Genomic DNA, 18695 nt, shown 5'->3' with positions numbered 1-18695 from the left:
TTTCCAGTAGGCCAGTTGCCGCTCCTGTTCCCCCGCCTCCAGCCAATTGCGTTGCCACACCCCGTAATCGGCGTACTGGATCGGCAAGGCTGCCAGTTCTGGCGTGAGACCTTGAACACGTGCGCTGTATTGCGCCACGAACTCGTCGACGATGATCTGCATCGACCAACCGTCCGAGATGATGTGGTGCATCACCACCACCAGTACATGCTCGTCCGCCGCTTGACGGATCAAGCCGACCCGCAGCAATGGACCAGTCTCCAGATTGAAAGGCGTCTGGTGCAAGCGTACTGCGACCTCTCGCTGCTTCACGGGCTCGGCGCCTACGTTGATGACTTCAACTTGCGTCGACATCGAATCACGGATGATCTGCCGCACCTGCCCGTCATCACCGGCACCGAACACCGTGCGCAGCGATTCGTGACGAGCCACCAAGGCATCAAAACTGGCTTTCAACGCCTCGACATCAAGCTCACCGCGCAGCTTCAGTGCACCACTGATGTGGTACGCCGTGCTGGCCGGCTCCAGTTGCCACAAGAACCATTGCCGTGCCTGGGCATACGAAGGAACCACATCGTCCCGCTGCGTCAGTACGGGAATCGTCTCGATCACAGCACTCTGCCCACCGCCAGCTTTCGCCGCAGCCGCCAAGCTCTGATGCTCGAAAAGATGACGAGGTGTCAGTCCAAGACCATTGGCCCGGGCTCGCGCCACCACCTTCAGACTGAGGATCGAATCGCCACCCAGCTCGAAGAAGTTGTCGTGACGACCGACACGCTCGACCTCCAGTACCGCGGCCCAGATTGCCGCCAGTGTTTCCTCATCGGCACCTCGCGGGGCCTCATACACTCGCTCGCTCTCGAACTCTGGCTCCGGCAATGCCTTGCGGTCCACCTTGCCATTGGCATTCAGCGGCAGGCTTTCTAGTATCACGACCACACCAGGCACCATGTAGTCCGGCAGTGTCTGGCTCAAGCGCTCGCGCAATGTCGGGGAGTCGATGGCTTGTGCCACCACATAACCGACCAGTCGCGCACCACTTGGCCCTTCTTTGGCCACCACCACCGCCGCTGTCACTTCAGGCTGCGCCAGCAGTTGCGCCTCGACTTCACCCAGCTCAATCCGGAAACCACGGATTTTGACCTGATGGTCGATCCGGCCGAGATACTCCAACTGTCCTTCGTGGTTCCAGCGCACCAGATCACCGGTGCGATACAGACGCTCACCCGCCTTGGCGAACGGGTTCGCTACAAAACGCTCAGCACTCAAAGCTGCCTGATCCAAATAACCTCGGGCCAATCCAACGCCGCCAATACACAACTCGCCTGCGCCCCCTGCCGGGACCATATTCAAACTGGCATCAAGGACATATAGCTTGGTATCGGCAATGGCTTGACCAATGTTCTGACCCAGCTTTGCTTCACTGACTGATGACCAGATGGTGGTTTCGGTCGGGCCGTACATGTTCCAGAGTTCGACACCATTACCGAGCAAATCCTGCGCCAGATCCGCGGTCAACGCCTCACCTCCGCAAAGGCCCTTGAAGCCCAAGTGCTCGGCCGACCAGCCGCTATCGCGCAACATCCGCCAGCTAGCCGGGGTCGCTTGAAGCAACGTGCCGTGACTCTCATTGATGAGACGACCCAATGCTTCACCATCCCGTGCCACGTCTTTGGGGGCCAGTACCATCCGGGCACCACTGATCAATGGCAGATAAAGCTCAAGCGCAGCAATGTCGAAAGAAAGCGGCGTTACTGCAACGATCACGTCCTGCGCTGTCATGCCTGGCCGTTGCTGCATGTCCAGCATGAAGTGACTGAGCGCACCGTGCTTTACCATGACGCCTTTCGGCTTGCCGGTGGAGCCGGAGGTATAAATCGCGTAGGCCAGATTTTCGCCGTGCAGGATGACGTCCGGGTTTTGAGCAGACTCCGCACTCAAATCTATGGCATCCAGCGCCAATACCTGCAAAGAGGTGGTACTTGAGAGACGGCCACTCACAGTGCTCTGCGTCAGCAGCAGCTTGATACCGCTGTCGCGCACCATGTACGCCAAGCGCTCCGTCGGTAGCTCCGGATCCAGCGGCACATAGGCACCACCAGCTTTCATGATCCCCAACAGGCCAATCACCATGTCCAGCGAGCGCTCGACGGCGATGCCCACCTTCGCTTCCGGTTGTACACCCAGATCGATTAAATGATGCGCCAGTTGGTTAGCCCGGCGGTTCAATTCGGCATACGTCAGACTGTCGCCGGCAAACACGACCGCAGTTGCATCGCCACGTTCGCCAACCTGATCTTCGATCAGGCGATGGACTGGCCGTGCATGTGGGTAACGGGTAGGATTTTCACCCAAGGCCTGAAGTTGAGCGCGTTCGGAATCTTTGAGCAGCTCGATATCACCCAGCGTTTGTTGCGGCTGTTCGGCCAACGCAGCGACGATTCCTTCAACCGCCGACTGCATGTACTCACACAGTTTCTGCGCGCTGAACGACTCATGAATGTGTCCCACCAGTTGGAAGCTTCTGCCCAGATCATCCACGGTCATATCGATCGGATAGTTGGTTCTTTCTCCACCACCGATCAATGCCATGCCCTCCCAGATACCGTCTGCCCCCCCCGCACCCGGTTCCACACTGTGCCGATAGTTCAGCAAGGCCGTGAATAAAGGCGTGCCTCCCGCCAACCCGCTACAACGTTGCGCCAGCGAAAGGCTCGCGTGTTCGTGGTGCATAAGGTCAGTCAGTCCGGCATGTGTCTCTTGCAGGCTTTGCGCAACGGTGCGCATGCCCAGCTTGATCCTCATTGGCAGTGTATTGATGAACATGCCCATTGCACGATCAGCACCTTCACCGCCTTGCATCCGCCCAAACAACACCGTGCCAAATACTACGTCGTCCTTGCCAGTGCTTCTGGCCAGAACCAGTGCCCAGGCAAGGTGGAACAGGGCTGCTGCGCTGACGCCATAACGTTGTGCTTGTTGCCGAACCCGCATAGACAGATCATCGGCCAATGGGAGGCGCGCCTCTACGATGGCCTGGCCATCCCCTTGCACATCAAGCAAACCAAACGGTGCCGTCGATTCGTCCACGTCGCCAAGCACTTGGGTAAAGAATTCTTCGTGTTCGACACGACTCATACCCTGCTGGGCTTGCACTACAAACCGGCGGAAAGGGATCGGTTCAGGCAGATCTGCCTCTCGACCATCCTGAATCAGGCTGATCTCTTCGACAATCAGCTCCAGAGTTGCATGATCCATTACCAAATGTTGGCTGATCAATTGCAGTAACCAGCGTCCTTGCTCGGCATCGTAAGCGCATACTGTTCGGATCATGGGCGCACGGCTCACATCGATCCGAGGGCATCGAGGATCGGTATAGAAATTCAGCCGTTCGACAACAGTGTCTGAAACGTCAGTCTCATCCGAAAGCCACTCGATCTGAATCTGCGCCTTGCGACAAACCACTTGCACCGGTTGATCCAATTCTTCCCACAGGACAGCGGTACGGAGAATGTCATGCCGCATGATGACTTGATTGAAGTTGGCAACGAAGCTCTCCAGCCGCGCCTGGCTGTCAAAACTCAATAGGTGCGTAATAACGTAAACATCACCCTGAGGCTGCAAATGATGAAACAGGATGCCTTCCTGTAATGGTGCCAGCGGATAGATATCCTGAATGTTGCCTGCGCCGCCCGGAATGGCCGCTTCGATCCGCTCGATCTGCCGCGCATCGAGATCAATCAGAGGCAACATTTCGGGCCTGATGGCCTGGCAATTGTCGGGAATCAGGTTCGGGGGAACTACTACGTCATGTCGATCGCGGTTCTGCGCTACCGCCAAAGTAAAAGCGGCCAGCTCGGGCTGTTGAAACAGAGTGCGCACCTGAACTGCCATGCCTTGAGCACGCATTCGCTCAAGAACACTCAGCGCAAGCAATGAATGCCCTCCCAACTCGAAGAAATTATCATTGCGTCCAACGCGCTCAACCCCAAGCACTTCAGCCCAGATTGCCGCCAAAGCTTCCTCGTCCGCACCTCGCGGGGCCTCATACGCTCGCTCGCTCTCGAACTCTGGCTCCGGTAATGCCTTGCGGTCCACCTTGCCATTGGCATTCAGCGGCAGGCTTTCCAGTAACACGACTACACCAGGCACCATGTAGTCCGGCAGTGTCTGGCTCAAGCGCTCGCGTAATGTCGGGGAGTCGATAGCTTGCGCCACCACATAACCGATCAGTCGCGCCCCACTTGGCCCTTCTTTGGTCACCACCACCGCCGCTGTCACTTCAGGCTGCGCCAGCAGTTGCGCCTCGACTTCACCCAGCTCAATCCGGAAACCGCGGATTTTGACCTGATGGTCGATCCGGCCGAGATACTCCAACTGTCCTTCGCGGTTCCAGCGCACCAGATCGCCGGTGCGATACAGACGCTCGCCATTTTTGGCCAATGGACTGGCTACAAAGCGTTCAGCACTCAGGCCGGTCTGGCCCAAGTATCCTCGTGCCATTCCCGTACCGCCAAGATACAATTCGCCGACGACACCTATTGGTGCGACATTGAGATCCACATCGAGCACCCATGCGCTGGTTTGGTTGACAGGCAGCCCGATCGGGATCACTCCAGATGAAAGATCCGAATTATCAACGCGGTGGCAAGCGGCAAACGTCGTGCACTCTGTTGGTCCGTATCCATTGATTAGCGAAACGGCTTCAAGACTTGCTAATGCCTTGCAAGCATGAATCGACGACATAGCCTCGCCACCTGTTAGCAACTGCGTCAAAGACGACAGCCGCTCAGGGCGACTCTCAATCATCTGATTGAATAATGCTCCGGTAAGCCAAGCAGTATTGACCCTCTGTTCTGCGATCAAGTCCGCCAGCTCGTCGAGAGCCAGACGATCGTTATTGGCCTGCACTAAAAGGCCGCCATTGCACAAGCAGCCCCAAATTTCGAACGTTGATGCATCAAATGTCAGAGGCGCAAAATGGAGCATGCGAACCTCAGGATTAAGTTGCACATAGTCAACAGCAAAGACCAGGCGCGTTACAGCCTGGTGGAGGATTTCTGTGCCCTTTGGCCTGCCTGTCGATCCCGACGTGTAGATCACATATGCCAGATTTTTTTCGTGGATGGCGAGTTTCGGGTTTTCGGCACATTCCTCTTCCAGCTCCAGCCTATCCAAAACCACCAGCTGCAGAGATTGCACGCTCGCGATACGGTTTATTACGGTGGACTGGGTCAGCAGCAATTTGATGCCACTATCGTCCATCATGTACGTCTGCCGCTCCTGCGGATAATCCGGATCCACAGGCACATAGGCGCCCCCGGCCTTCAATATCCCCAACAGGCCAATCACCATGTCCAGCGAGCGCTCGACGGCAATGCCCACCTTCACTTCCGGTTGCACACCCAGTTTGATCAGGTGATGTGCCAGTTGGTTAGCCCGGCGATTCAATTCAGCGTAAGTCAGTTTGTTGCCTGCAAAAATGACTGCAGTTGCATCGCCGCGCTCACGTACCTGCTGCTCAAACAGACGATGAACCGGTTGTGCATCTGGATAGCGCGTGGAATTTTCACTCCACGACTGAAGCTGGCATTGCTCCATCGCATCCAGCAGTTGCACATCCCCCAGTGCCTGTTGTGGCTGATCGACCAACGCTTGCAGGATCGCCACGTAATGGCGCGACATGCGCTCAATACTTTCAGCCTCGAACAACTCCTGGGCGTAAGCGAAACTCACCTGAACCCGGCCATCAGCATCCTCGCTGGTGTCGATGGTCAGTTCGAACTGTGCACTTTGCTCACCCAGTACATAGTCTTCCAGGCTGAGCCCGGGCAGCTGCTGCAGCGCCCGCAGGTCCTGCCGCTGATGGTTGACCATCACCTGAAACAGCGGGTTGATGCCCAGGTTACGTTCCGGCTGCAACGCTTCTACCAACTGTTCAAAAGGCAGATCCTGATGCGCCTGTGCACCTAGCATGGCCGCTTTCGCTTGCTCAAGCGCTTGCGTCAGGCTCAGGCGCCCATTCATCACATTCCGTAGCACCTGAGTATTGACGAAGAACCCCACTACGCCTTCGGTTTCCACCCGCTCACGGTTGGCAATAGGTGCCCCGACTCTAATATCTTCTTGTCCGCTGTAGCGGTGGAGCAACACCTGAGCTCCCGCCAATAACGCCATGAACAGCGTTGCATTCTCTGCTTGTGCTCGCTTGTGCAGGCCTTGGACCAAAACAGCTGGTAGTTCAAGACTGTGGCGGGCAGCACGGTAGCGGCCTTCTACTTGGCGAGGATGATCCGTCGGCAACTGCAGGATCGGATGCTCGTCACCCAACTGGTTTTTCCAGTAGGCCAGTTGCCGCTCCTGTTCCCCCGCCTCCAGCCAATTGCGTTGCCACACCCCGTAATCGGCGTACTGGATCGGCAAGGCTGCCAGTTCTGGCGTGAGACCTTGAACACGTGCGCTGTATTGCGCCACGAACTCGTCGACGATGATCTGCATCGACCAACCGTCCGAGATGATGTGGTGCATCACCACCACCAGTACATGCTCGTCCGCCGCTTGACGGATCAAGCCGACCCGCAGCAATGGACCAGTCTCCAGATTGAAAGGCGTCTGGTGCAAGCGTACTGCGACCTCTCGCTGCTTCACGGGCTCGGCGCCTACGTTGATGACTTCAACTTGCGTCGACATCGAATCACGGATGATCTGCCGCACCTGCCCGTCATCACCGGCACCGAACACCGTGCGCAGCGATTCGTGACGAGCCACCAAGGCATCAAAACTGGCTTTCAACGCCTCGACATCAAGCTCACCGCGCAGCTTCAGTGCACCACTGATGTGGTACGCCGTGCTGGCCGGCTCCAGTTGCCACAAGAACCATTGCCGTGCCTGGGCATACGAAGGAACCACATCGTCCCGCTGCGTCAGTACGGGAATCGTCTCGATCACAGCACTCTGCCCACCGCCAGCTTTCGCCGCAGCCGCCAAGCTCTGATGCTCGAAAAGATGACGAGGTGTCAGTCCAAGACCATTGGCCCGGGCTCGCGCCACCACCTTCAGACTGAGGATCGAATCGCCACCCAGCTCGAAGAAGTTGTCGTGACGACCGACACGCTCGACCTCCAGTACCGCGGCCCAGATTGCCGCCAGTGTTTCCTCATCGGCACCTCGCGGGGCCTCATACACTCGCTCGCTCTCGAACTCTGGCTCCGGCAATGCCTTGCGGTCCACCTTGCCATTGGCATTCAGCGGCAGGCTTTCTAGTATCACGACCACACCAGGCACCATGTAGTCCGGCAGTGTCTGGCTCAAGCGCTCGCGCAATGTCGGGGAGTCGATGGCTTGTGCCACCACATAACCGACCAGTCGCGCACCACTTGGCCCTTCTTTGGCCACCACCACCGCCGCTGTCACTTCAGGCTGCGCCAGCAGTTGCGCCTCGACTTCACCCAGCTCAATCCGGAAACCACGGATTTTGACCTGATGGTCGATCCGGCCGAGATACTCCAACTGTCCTTCGTGGTTCCAGCGCACCAGATCACCGGTGCGATACAGACGCTCACCCGCCTTGGCGAACGGGTTCGCTACAAAACGCTCAGCACTCAAAGCTGCCTGATCCAAATAACCTCGGGCCAATCCAACGCCGCCAATACACAACTCGCCTGCGCCCCCTGCCGGGACCATATTCAAACTGGCATCAAGGACATATAGCTTGGTATCGGCAATGGCTTGACCAATGTTCTGACCCAGCTTTGCTTCACTGACTGATGACCAGATGGTGGTTTCGGTCGGGCCGTACATGTTCCAGAGTTCGACACCATTACCGAGCAAATCCTGCGCCAGATCCGCGGTCAACGCCTCACCTCCGCAAAGGCCCTTGAAGCCCAAGTGCTCGGCCGACCAGCCGCTATCGCGCAACATCCGCCAGCTAGCCGGGGTCGCTTGAAGCAACGTGCCGTGACTCTCATTGATGAGACGACCCAATGCTTCACCATCCCGTGCCACGTCTTTGGGGGCCAGTACCATCCGGGCACCACTGATCAATGGCAGATAAAGCTCAAGCGCAGCAATGTCGAAAGAAAGCGGCGTTACTGCAACGATCACGTCCTGCGCTGTCATGCCTGGCCGTTGCTGCATGTCCAGCATGAAGTGACTGAGCGCACCGTGCTTTACCATGACGCCTTTCGGCTTGCCGGTGGAGCCGGAGGTATAAATCGCGTAGGCCAGATTTTCGCCGTGCAGGATGACGTCCGGGTTTTGAGCAGACTCCGCACTCAAATCTATGGCATCCAGCGCCAATACCTGCAAAGAGGTGGTACTTGAGAGACGGCCACTCACAGTGCTCTGCGTCAGCAGCAGCTTGATACCGCTGTCGCGCACCATGTACGCCAAGCGCTCCGTCGGTAGCTCCGGATCCAGCGGCACATAGGCACCACCAGCTTTCATGATCCCCAACAGGCCAATCACCATGTCCAGCGAGCGCTCGACGGCGATGCCCACCTTCGCTTCCGGTTGTACACCCAGATCGATTAAATGATGCGCCAGTTGGTTAGCCCGGCGGTTCAATTCGGCATACGTCAGACTGTCGCCGGCAAACACGACCGCAGTTGCATCGCCACGTTCGCCAACCTGATCTTCGATCAGGCGATGGACTGGCCGTGCATGTGGGTAACGGGTAGGATTTTCACCCAAGGCCTGAAGTTGAGCGCGTTCGGAATCTTTGAGCAGCTCGATATCACCCAGCGTTTGTTGCGGCTGTTCGGCCAACGCAGCGACGATTCCTTCAACCGCCGACTGCATGTACTCACACAGTTTCTGCGCGCTGAACGACTCATGAATGTGTCCCACCAGTTGGAAGCTTCTGCCCAGATCATCCACGGTCATATCGATCGGATAGTTGGTTCTTTCTCCACCACCGATCAATGCCATGCCCTCCCAGATACCGTCTGCCCCCCCCGCACCCGGTTCCACACTGTGCCGATAGTTCAGCAAGGCCGTGAATAAAGGCGTGCCTCCCGCCAACCCGCTACAACGTTGCGCCAGCGAAAGGCTCGCGTGTTCGTGGTGCATAAGGTCAGTCAGTCCGGCATGTGTCTCTTGCAGGCTTTGCGCAACGGTGCGCATGCCCAGCTTGATCCTCATTGGCAGTGTATTGATGAACATGCCCATTGCACGATCAGCACCTTCACCGCCTTGCATCCGCCCAAACAACACCGTGCCAAATACTACGTCGTCCTTGCCAGTGCTTCTGGCCAGAACCAGTGCCCAGGCAAGGTGGAACAGGGCTGCTGCGCTGACGCCATAACGTTGTGCTTGTTGCCGAACCCGCATAGACAGATCATCGGCCAATGGGAGGCGCGCCTCTACGATGGCCTGGCCATCCCCTTGCACATCAAGCAAACCAAACGGTGCCGTCGATTCGTCCACGTCGCCAAGCACTTGGGTAAAGAATTCTTCGTGTTCGACACGACTCATACCCTGCTGGGCTTGCACTACAAACCGGCGGAAAGGGATCGGTTCAGGCAGATCTGCCTCTCGACCATCCTGAATCAGGCTGATCTCTTCGACAATCAGCTCCAGAGTTGCATGATCCATTACCAAATGTTGGCTGATCAATTGCAGTAACCAGCGTCCTTGCTCGGCATCGTAAGCGCATACTGTTCGGATCATGGGCGCACGGCTCACATCGATCCGAGGGCATCGAGGATCGGTATAGAAATTCAGCCGTTCGACAACAGTGTCTGAAACGTCAGTCTCATCCGAAAGCCACTCGATCTGAATCTGCGCCTTGCGACAAACCACTTGCACCGGTTGATCCAATTCTTCCCACAGGACAGCGGTACGGAGAATGTCATGCCGCATGATGACTTGATTGAAGTTGGCAACGAAGCTCTCCAGCCGCGCCTGGCTGTCAAAACTCAATAGGTGCGTAATAACGTAAACATCACCCTGAGGCTGCAAATGATGAAACAGGATGCCTTCCTGTAATGGTGCCAGCGGATAGATATCCTGAATGTTGCCTGCGCCGCCCGGAATGGCCGCTTCGATCCGCTCGATCTGCCGCGCATCGAGATCAATCAGAGGCAACATTTCGGGCCTGATGGCCTGGCAATTGTCGGGAATCAGGTTCGGGGGAACTACTACGTCATGTCGATCGCGGTTCTGCGCTACCGCCAAAGTAAAAGCGGCCAGCTCGGGCTGTTGAAACAGAGTGCGCACCTGAACTGCCATGCCTTGAGCACGCATTCGCTCAAGAACACTCAGCGCAAGCAATGAATGCCCTCCCAACTCGAAGAAATTATCATTGCGTCCAACGCGCTCAACCCCAAGCACTTCAGCCCAGATTGCCGCCAAAGCTTCCTCGTCCGCACCTCGCGGGGCCTCATACGCTCGCTCGCTCTCGAACTCTGGCTCCGGTAATGCCTTGCGGTCCACCTTGCCATTGGCATTCAGCGGCAGGCTTTCCAGTAACACGACTACACCAGGCACCATGTAGTCCGGCAGTGTCTGGCTCAAGCGTTCGCGTAATGTCGGGGAGTCGATGGCTTGCGCCACCACATAACCGATCAGTCGCGCCCCACTTGGCCCTTCTTTGGCCATCACCACCGCCGCTGTCACTTCAGGCTGCGCCAGCAGTTGCGCCTCGACCTCACCCAACTCAATCCGGAAACCGCGGATTTTGACCTGATGGTCGATCCGGCCGAGATACTCCAACTGTCCTTCATGGTTCCAGCGCACCAGATCGCCGGTGCGATACAGACGCTCACCCGCCCTGGCGAACGGGCTCGCCACAAAGCGTTCAGCACTCAAAGCTGCCCGCCCGAGATAACCTCGAGCCAACAGTTCGCCGCCGATATAGAGCTCACCCGCTATACCTGGTGGCACCTCGCTCAAATATTCATCCAGTACATAGGTCTGCGTTTCCGAGACAGGTTGGCCTATTGGAACAGAACTGCGTCCATCATCACGACAAGTCCAATGGGTCACGTGGATGGTGGTTTCAGTCGGGCCATACAAGTTTTGGAGATTGACTCCTTTGAGAAGACGCAACGCCTCGCTCTGGGTGTTCTCAGAAACGGCTTCTCCCCCCCACATCACATGACGCAACGGTAATTGCACATCTTTGCCGATGTGGGCCAGGAAAGCTTTTAGCATCGAAGGTACAAAGCTAAGAATCGTCACTTGATGCTGACGAATGAGCTGGACGATCCTTTCCGGATCACGGTGATCTCCAGGAAAAGCCACCACCAGTCGTGCACCGACGATCAGTGGCAGGAAAGTTTCCCATACCGAGACGTCAAAGCTGAACGGTGCCTTGTGCAATACCCCATCAGCCTTTGTCAGCCCATACGTCTGCTGCATCCACGTCAGGCAACTCGTGAGTGCACGATGACGAATCTCTGCGCCTTTAGGGTTACCGGTGGAACCCGAGGTGTAGATGACATAGGCTAAGTTTTCGCCGTGTAAGGCGACGCTCGGGTTCGTAGGAAGTTGAGTGCTCAGATCCTGCGTATCTAGCGCCAACACCTTAAGGCTGGCCGGGTGTGGAAAATCTTTATTTATCGTGCTTTGCGTCAACAACAACTCAATGCCGCTGTCTATCACCATGTAAGTCAAACGTTCGGCAGGAAGTTCAGGGTCGAGTGGCACATATGCGCCCCCTGCCTTCAAAATCCCCAACAAGCCAATCACCATATCCAGCGAGCGCTCGACCGCTATCCCGACTTTCACTTCCGGCTGCACACCCTGTTTGATCAAGTAGTGCGCCAGTTGGTTGGCCCGTTTGTTTAACTCGGCGTAAGTTAGGCTATCGCCGCCAAAAACCGCCGCCGTCGCATGACCACTCCTGCGGACCTCTTGTTCGAACAGGTAATGGACCGGCAGCATATTGGGAGAGCGTGTTTCATTTTCACTCCAGAGCTTAAGCTCCTGTCGCTCCAGTTCACCCAGTAGTTGCACATCACTCAGCGCCGTCTGCGGCTGATCGACCAACGCTTGCAGCATCCTAATATAATGCTGCGACATGCGCTTAATGGTCGAAGCTTCATACAACTCCTGAGCATATATAAAACTGGCTTTCACCCGCCCTTCTGCATCTTCGCAAGTATCGATTGTCAACTCGAACTGCGCGGTTTGCTCGCCGAGTGAATAATCTTCCAGGTTGATTCCGGGCAAATGTTGCAACGCCCTAAGATCTTGCTGTTGGTGATTGACCATTACCTGAAACAACGGATTAATGCCGAGGTTACGCTCCGGTTGCAGCGCTTCGACCAGTTGTTCAAATGGCAGATCCTGATGTGCCTGCGCGCCTAGAGTGGCCGCTTTCGCTTGCTCGAGTGCCTGCGTCAGACTAAGGCGTCCGTGTAGGACGTTGCGCAGCACTTGGGTGTTAACGAACAGACCTACCACCCCTTCGGTTTCCACCCGGTGGCGGTTCGCGATAGGCACACCGACGCGAATATCCTGCTGGCCGCTGTAGCGATACAAAAGCGTCTGGACCCCAGTCAGCAGAGCCATGAACAAGGTAGCACCTTGGCGTTGAGCTTGTTTATGCAACCCCTGAATCAACGCTTCTGGTAGTTCGAAGCTATGACGACCGGCACGGTAACGCCCATCCACTTGGCGAGGGTTATCCGTCGGCAATTGCAAAACTGGGTGTTCATCACCTAACTGCACCTTCCAGTAGGCCAGTTGCCGCTCTTTCTCTCCCGCCTCAAGCCAAATTCGTTGCCACATGCCGTAATCGGCGTACTGGATCGGCAAGGGGGCCAAGTCTGGCGTATGGCCTTGAACACGCGCGCTGTACTGCGCTACGAATTCATCGACAATGACCTTTACCGACCAACCGTCCGAGATGATGTGATGCATCATCACGACGAGAATATGTACATCGTCGGCTTGTCGAATCAGCCCCAATCGCAGTAGTGGGCCCGCCTCTAGATCAAATGGGCGCTGATGCATCCGGTCCACAGCATCGCGAACACGCGCCTCAAGCTCCAGCGAGCAAATATCTCTCAGGTCAAGTTCTTCACATTCAGTCTGCAGGTCGGTCTGGATGAACTGCTGAACCTGTCCATCCATCCCCAATCGAAATTGTGTGCGCAAAGCTTCGTGACGTCCTATAACCGCATCGAAGCTGGCTTTGAGGGTCTCAACATCAAGAGCTCCAGTTAGCTTCATCGCCCCAGTCATGTGATAGGCGGAGCCACCGGGTTCCAAGCTCCACAGAAACCATTGACGGGCCTGTGCATAGGAGAGAGCCAGCTTTTGCGACTTCAGACGGGGCACTATTGGAAATTGCTGAAAAGATTGCCCGTCATTGCGCAGCTTTTCGTAGAACGCTCTACGCTGAAAGGGTGCCAACTCAAGAAAACGCTCCGCCAAACGGCGAGCCAATGGCGCATTCATCAGGCTTTCTCCTCGATCGAACTCATGAATGCATCAAGATCGAGCAATTGCTGATCATCGGCATAGCGTTGGGTGCATTTGATTTCCCGCGCGAACTCGCACAGAACTGGCGCATTGAAAAGTGTTGTAAGCGGTACATCTCGACCTAGGCTTGACCTCAGTCGAGTGGTCACCTGAATGGCCAACAGTGAATGGCCACCCAATTCAAAGAAATTATCGCGCCGACCGACATCGACTACCCCCAATAGCTCTGCCCAAATGGTGGCAAGTGTATGTTCGAGCTCATCGAGCGGTGCTTCATAAACTCGGGTCACTACTGCTTCTACGCCCGGTGCAGGTAATGCTTTTCTGTTGAGCTTGCCGTTCGGTGTCAAAGGTAGCTGGGGCATTTGTACAAATGCGGAAGGAACCATGTAGTCCGGTAACTGCCGACTCAAATAATCACGCAAAGCTGGCGTTTCGACCGAAGCTTCCGGATTTAACACAACGTATGCGACTAACTGCTGGAAATCGTTTTCACCGCGCGCGATCACAACGGCCTCTTGGACAGACGCATGCTGAATCAGCTGGGCCTCTATCTCTCCCAACTCAATACGGAAACCTCGAACCTTGACTTGATAATCATTGCGTCCCAGGAACTCCAGATTGCCATCTGCCTGATAGCGCACCAGATCACCCGTGCGGTACAGGAGCGCGCCCTCTTTCTGAGAGAAAGGATCATTCAAGAAACGCTCGGCAGTCAGTTCAGGACGGTTTAAATAACCTCGCGCTACGCCTACGCCACCAATAAACAATTCACCGACTGACCCAATTGGAACAAGTTGATAATGCCCGTCCAGCACATAAAGACGGGTGTTAGAAATCGGACGCCCCATTGGCACCGCAATATCGTTGAACCCTTCTGGGCAGATCCATGCGGTGACGTCTACGGACGCTTCCGTAGGGCCATATAAGTTAACAATTCGAGCATCCGGCAGTAATTCTTGATGCTTGCGAACCATATAAGAGGGTAATGCCTCACCGCTGGCAAAGACATACCTAAGCGAACGGCAATCCATTGCAAAATCATCACTCACAAACGCACTCAACATTGAGGGCACGAAATGCAAGATCGTGACGTTCTGCTGCTGAATTAAATCAATGAGTGCGCGCGGATCTTTATGAGCGCCCGGTACAGCGAGCACCAGCTTCGCACCATAGAGAAGTGTCCAGAAAAACTCCCATACAGAGACGTCGAAACTAAAAGGTGTTTTCTGCAGAACGACATCCTTCTCGGTCAGTGAAAAGGCGTCCTGCATCCATTCCAAACGGTTAACGATACTGCGATGCTCCACCATCACTCCCTTAGGCTTACCGGTGGAACCGGAGGTATAGATTACGTAGGCAAGGTGCCTTGAGTTAACGCCCGAAACTCCGGAGTCTGGATTGGAATCACATTCGGACAAGTTAGCTAAAGCGCTGGGCAAATGTTGCACGCAAAGAGAGGGCAAAAGCCTCTCAACGCTTTCCCCCAACGCCTTATCTCCTGATTCATCCATCAAAAGCACTGTGGGATTGGCATCCAACAACAGATCCAGCAAACGCTCAGTTGGATAATCGGGGTCTAGAGGTACATAGGCGCCACCAGCCTTCAAGGTAGCCAACAAAGCTACAACCATATGAGGCCGTCGCTCCGCACACACTCCCACGCGACTGTCAGGACGTACTCCTTGAGCAATCAGGTAATGAGCCAGTCGGTTAGCCTGAACATTCAACTGTGAATACGTCAGCTCACATCCGTCTTGCACTAATGCAACTGCATCGGGTGTCCTGTTCACTTGGGCTTCAAAAAGCTGATGCAGGCAAGATTCCGAAGAATATGAGGCGTCTGTCTGGTTCCACGTTTCTAGCAAAAGAGCCCGTTCAGTCGACGATATTATTTCTACACTTGAAACGACCTGCGTTGGATCACTGATCATTGCTCGCAACATACAAATCAGCGCGTCGCGATGCCGCTCAATTGTTTCCGCGTCAAACAATGCAGTCGAGTAGGCAAACTCCCCAACAATCGTGTCGTTAGACTCTGCCAGTATCAACTCTAAATCACACTTAACTGCATTGATTGGACTGCCGCGAAGATTCAAGTGCACACCAGGAATATCGGGTGCTTTCAGATCATTGTTTTGCCAAGTGAGCATTACCTGAAATAAGGGGGTATGCCCAAGGTTTCTAGCGGGCTGCACGATCTCTACCACTTTTTCAAACGGCAGATCCTGATTCTCCTGCGCCTGCAGTGTGACCCGACGAACCTGTGAAATTAATTCATCTAGTCGAGTCGCACCCGACACATTAATGCGCAGCGCCAAACTGTTGACAAAAAAGCCGATGAGCGCTTCCAGCTCTTGGCGTGGCCTATACGCCGTCGGCGTGCCGATAATGACATCTTCTTGTCCTGCCAAACGAGATAGGACAGCCGACCAGCCTGCGAGCAATGTCATAAAGAGCGTCACGCCATCATGTTGGCTCAGTTGCTTCAAAGCATGTGTAAGCTCTTTATCAAGAACAACTTCTACGCTGGCGCCCGCTACCGATTGGCGGGTCGGACGAGCACGGTCCGTCGGCAAAGCCAACAATGCGGGCGCATCAGCTAATTGTTCTTTCCAATACTCAGCCTGTTGTTGCAGGTGTTCCTGCTGCAACCATTTACGCTGCCAAACTGCATAATCGGGGTACTGGATGGTCATAGGAGGTAATGGTGCCGAACGGCCTTCATTACAGGCAGCATATAGCGCACTGAACTCTCTCACGAATACACCGACAGACCAGCCATCTGCCACCATGTGGTGAAATGTCACTAGTAAGACATGTTTATCGTGTGCCAAGCGTAATAACCGGGCACGAATCAACCGCCCGCCCGATAGATCAAACGGCTTGGATGCTTCGTAATTAGCCCAGTCAGTAACTGATTCGTGTTGCGCACACTGAGTCATCTCACTAAGGTCATTTTGCGCAAGGACGAAATCCTGAACTGACTGCGCAACGACTTGGAACACCTCCTCTCCACTTGCGACAAAAGTCGTACGCAGGGACTCGTGCCGCGTGACGATATCAGCGAGCGTTTTCTGTACGACATCAAATCTCACCGGGCCTTGTAGATCAAAAACGACAGGCATGTGATAGGCAGCAAGAAGCGACGCATCCAGTTGGTTCAAGAACCAAAGCCGCTGTTGCGATAAAGATAGCGGGAGAGGTCGACTACGATCCGCAGGCTGGATTGCCGAGTGCTTAGTTGGCGGTAACGAGCTCACCACAACTGCCAGCGCACCCAATGACGATTCTGAAAATAACGTAGCCAGCGGGACGGAGACACTCCATTTGCTATGTACGCGCGCGAGCAAACGAGCTGCTAGCAGCGAATCACCACCCAGCTCGAAAAAATTATTATTTCGACCGACCCTTTCTACATCCAGAAGCTCCGACCAAAAACGCGCCAGTGTTTGCTCAATTTCCCCCTGCGGTGCCTCGTATGGCGACAGAGATATTGCATCTTGCTCAAAACTGGCGCGCCAAGACCAGTTAGCATCGATAGTCTGTGTGATGTACATCTGCTTGCATTGGATTCGCTGGATCTTGCCGCTTGACGTACGAGGAAGCCGCCCAGGTTTTACCAGCAGCACAGCGGCGAGATCAAAAATCCCATGCTGTTGAGCAAGCTCCTTCCGTACTTTTCCAATCAATGTTTCATGCGCAACCTTCTGTCGACTGTTAACTTCCTGGACGATTACAACTGGAGAGTTGGCCTCATCCTCTAACGCGAAGACGGCGCAACCATTGGCCCGGAAAGCGGGGTCAATCCCTTCAATGGTTACTTCAACATCTTGCGGATAAACATTACGCCCATTAATTATCATCATCTCTTTGATGCGACCAATTACGTATAGCTCGCCGTTACGGATAAACCCAGTGTCTCCGGTGCGCAACCAGCCACGATCACTACCTTCAATGCGGGCACCGAACGTTTCGTCGCAAACAGATGTGGGTTGCCCCCAATAGCCTTGAGCAACCGACCCGCCACTCACCCAAATTTCGCCCACGCTAACTTCCGGCAACTCCCTCAGTGCTTTGGGGTCGACAACTGCAACGTGATGATTCCCGCGCCTCGTTTCCCCTAGACAGATAACCGGTGTTGTATCCAGTGAATCATTACTGGTCGCAATCCAACCGACTGCAAGTGCTGCCTTGCTTATGTTCTCTACAGCGGGAAAACCGGACGCCGCTCGCGAACGCATAGCAACCAGCAGCACCGACTCAGCGAGACCATAAGCAGGCGCGATCGCCTCAGGCCGGAACCCTTGGCCAGCAAACGCTTCACAAAAATGTCGTAACGTCGAAACTCGCACCCGCTCCGCACCGTTTAGCGCAAGATCCAGGCAACTTAGATCGAGTTCGCTTTTTTGAGCCTCAGATATTTGTTCAGCACACAACTGGTACGCAAAGTTGGGCGCACCCGTTACCCGAGCTCGATAACGAGATACCAGCTTAAGCCATCTAATAGGTCGCATCAGGAAAACAGAGGGCGGGAACTGAATACAATGCCCAGCGAAGAAGATAGGCCATGCGATGCCACACACTAGGCCAAAGTCATGATAGGGCGGCAACCAAAAAACCACCTTGTCGCCCGCTGACGCATTGCAAGATTCAGTAATAAGCGCGAGATTGGCGAGCAAATTATCATGACTCACCATCACTCCTTTGGGAGAAGACGTGGAGCCTGATGTGTACTGCAAAAATATAATATCGGAACCACATAGTGTAGGAGGTATCCAATACTCTGAAAGATCCTCGAGATCATCTGTTGCAAACCAGATCAAACTCTCTAGCTGCTTGTTATTATCCGAAAACTCCATTTTCGCTACATTTTCAGCAATTCCAGCATGCGTTAGGGCAACCACAGGCTTACAATCGTCGGCGATGGCCGACAAACGCCGTAACGCATTCGCATTCGCCGGCGACAAAGCTGGAACAGCAATCACTCCAGCATAAAGACACCCATAAAACGAGATAATATAGTCAAGGCTGGGCGGATAAACGAGAAGGACACGATCGCCAGGCTTGGTTATCTTTTGAAGATGTGCGGCTAGTTTCTTTGCCTGATGATCTAACTGTGCAAACGTCAGTTCCCCACTGACATTTTCTCCATCATTCAGATACGTGAAGACTGGCCGAGACGCGTGACCATTCGATTTCAGAGCTCGAGCCCGTGCAATGTCGAAGAAAGTGTCTTTACCGTTATCTACTGATGTCTTCAT

The 18695-nt window shown here is 54.9% G+C and carries 2 protein-coding genes (1 of these 2 cut by a window edge); both read right to left on the bottom strand.

Annotated features, from left to right (window positions below):
• Nucleotides 1-13407 carry the 5' portion of a non-ribosomal peptide synthase/polyketide synthase gene (locus HUW52_RS30180; protein WP_175552661.1) on the bottom strand. Its footprint begins 12132 nt before the window's first position, so 13407 of the gene's 25539 nt are visible here — the first part of the coding sequence; it begins with the start codon at nucleotides 13405-13407; its stop codon lies off the left edge, out of view.
• Nucleotides 13407-18695 carry a non-ribosomal peptide synthetase gene (locus HUW52_RS14035; protein WP_175553975.1) on the bottom strand — a complete coding sequence of 1763 codons (5289 nt, stop codon included), beginning with the start codon at nucleotides 18693-18695 and terminating at the stop codon, nucleotides 13407-13409. Before HUW52_RS14035 ends, HUW52_RS30180 begins: the two co-directional genes overlap by 1 nt.

The organism is Pseudomonas sp. 43A (genome assembly GCF_013363935.1).
Classification (GTDB): Bacteria; Pseudomonadota; Gammaproteobacteria; order Pseudomonadales; family Pseudomonadaceae; genus Aquipseudomonas; species Aquipseudomonas crudilactis.
This window is presented reverse-complemented; position numbering and strand designations above follow the sequence as displayed.

Bases quoted from the DNA above. Each gene is read 5' to 3' on its own strand.
- HUW52_RS14035 (WP_175553975.1), bottom strand. From the start codon at position 18,695: ATGAAGACATCAGTAGATAACGGTAAAGACACTTTCTTCGACATTGCA.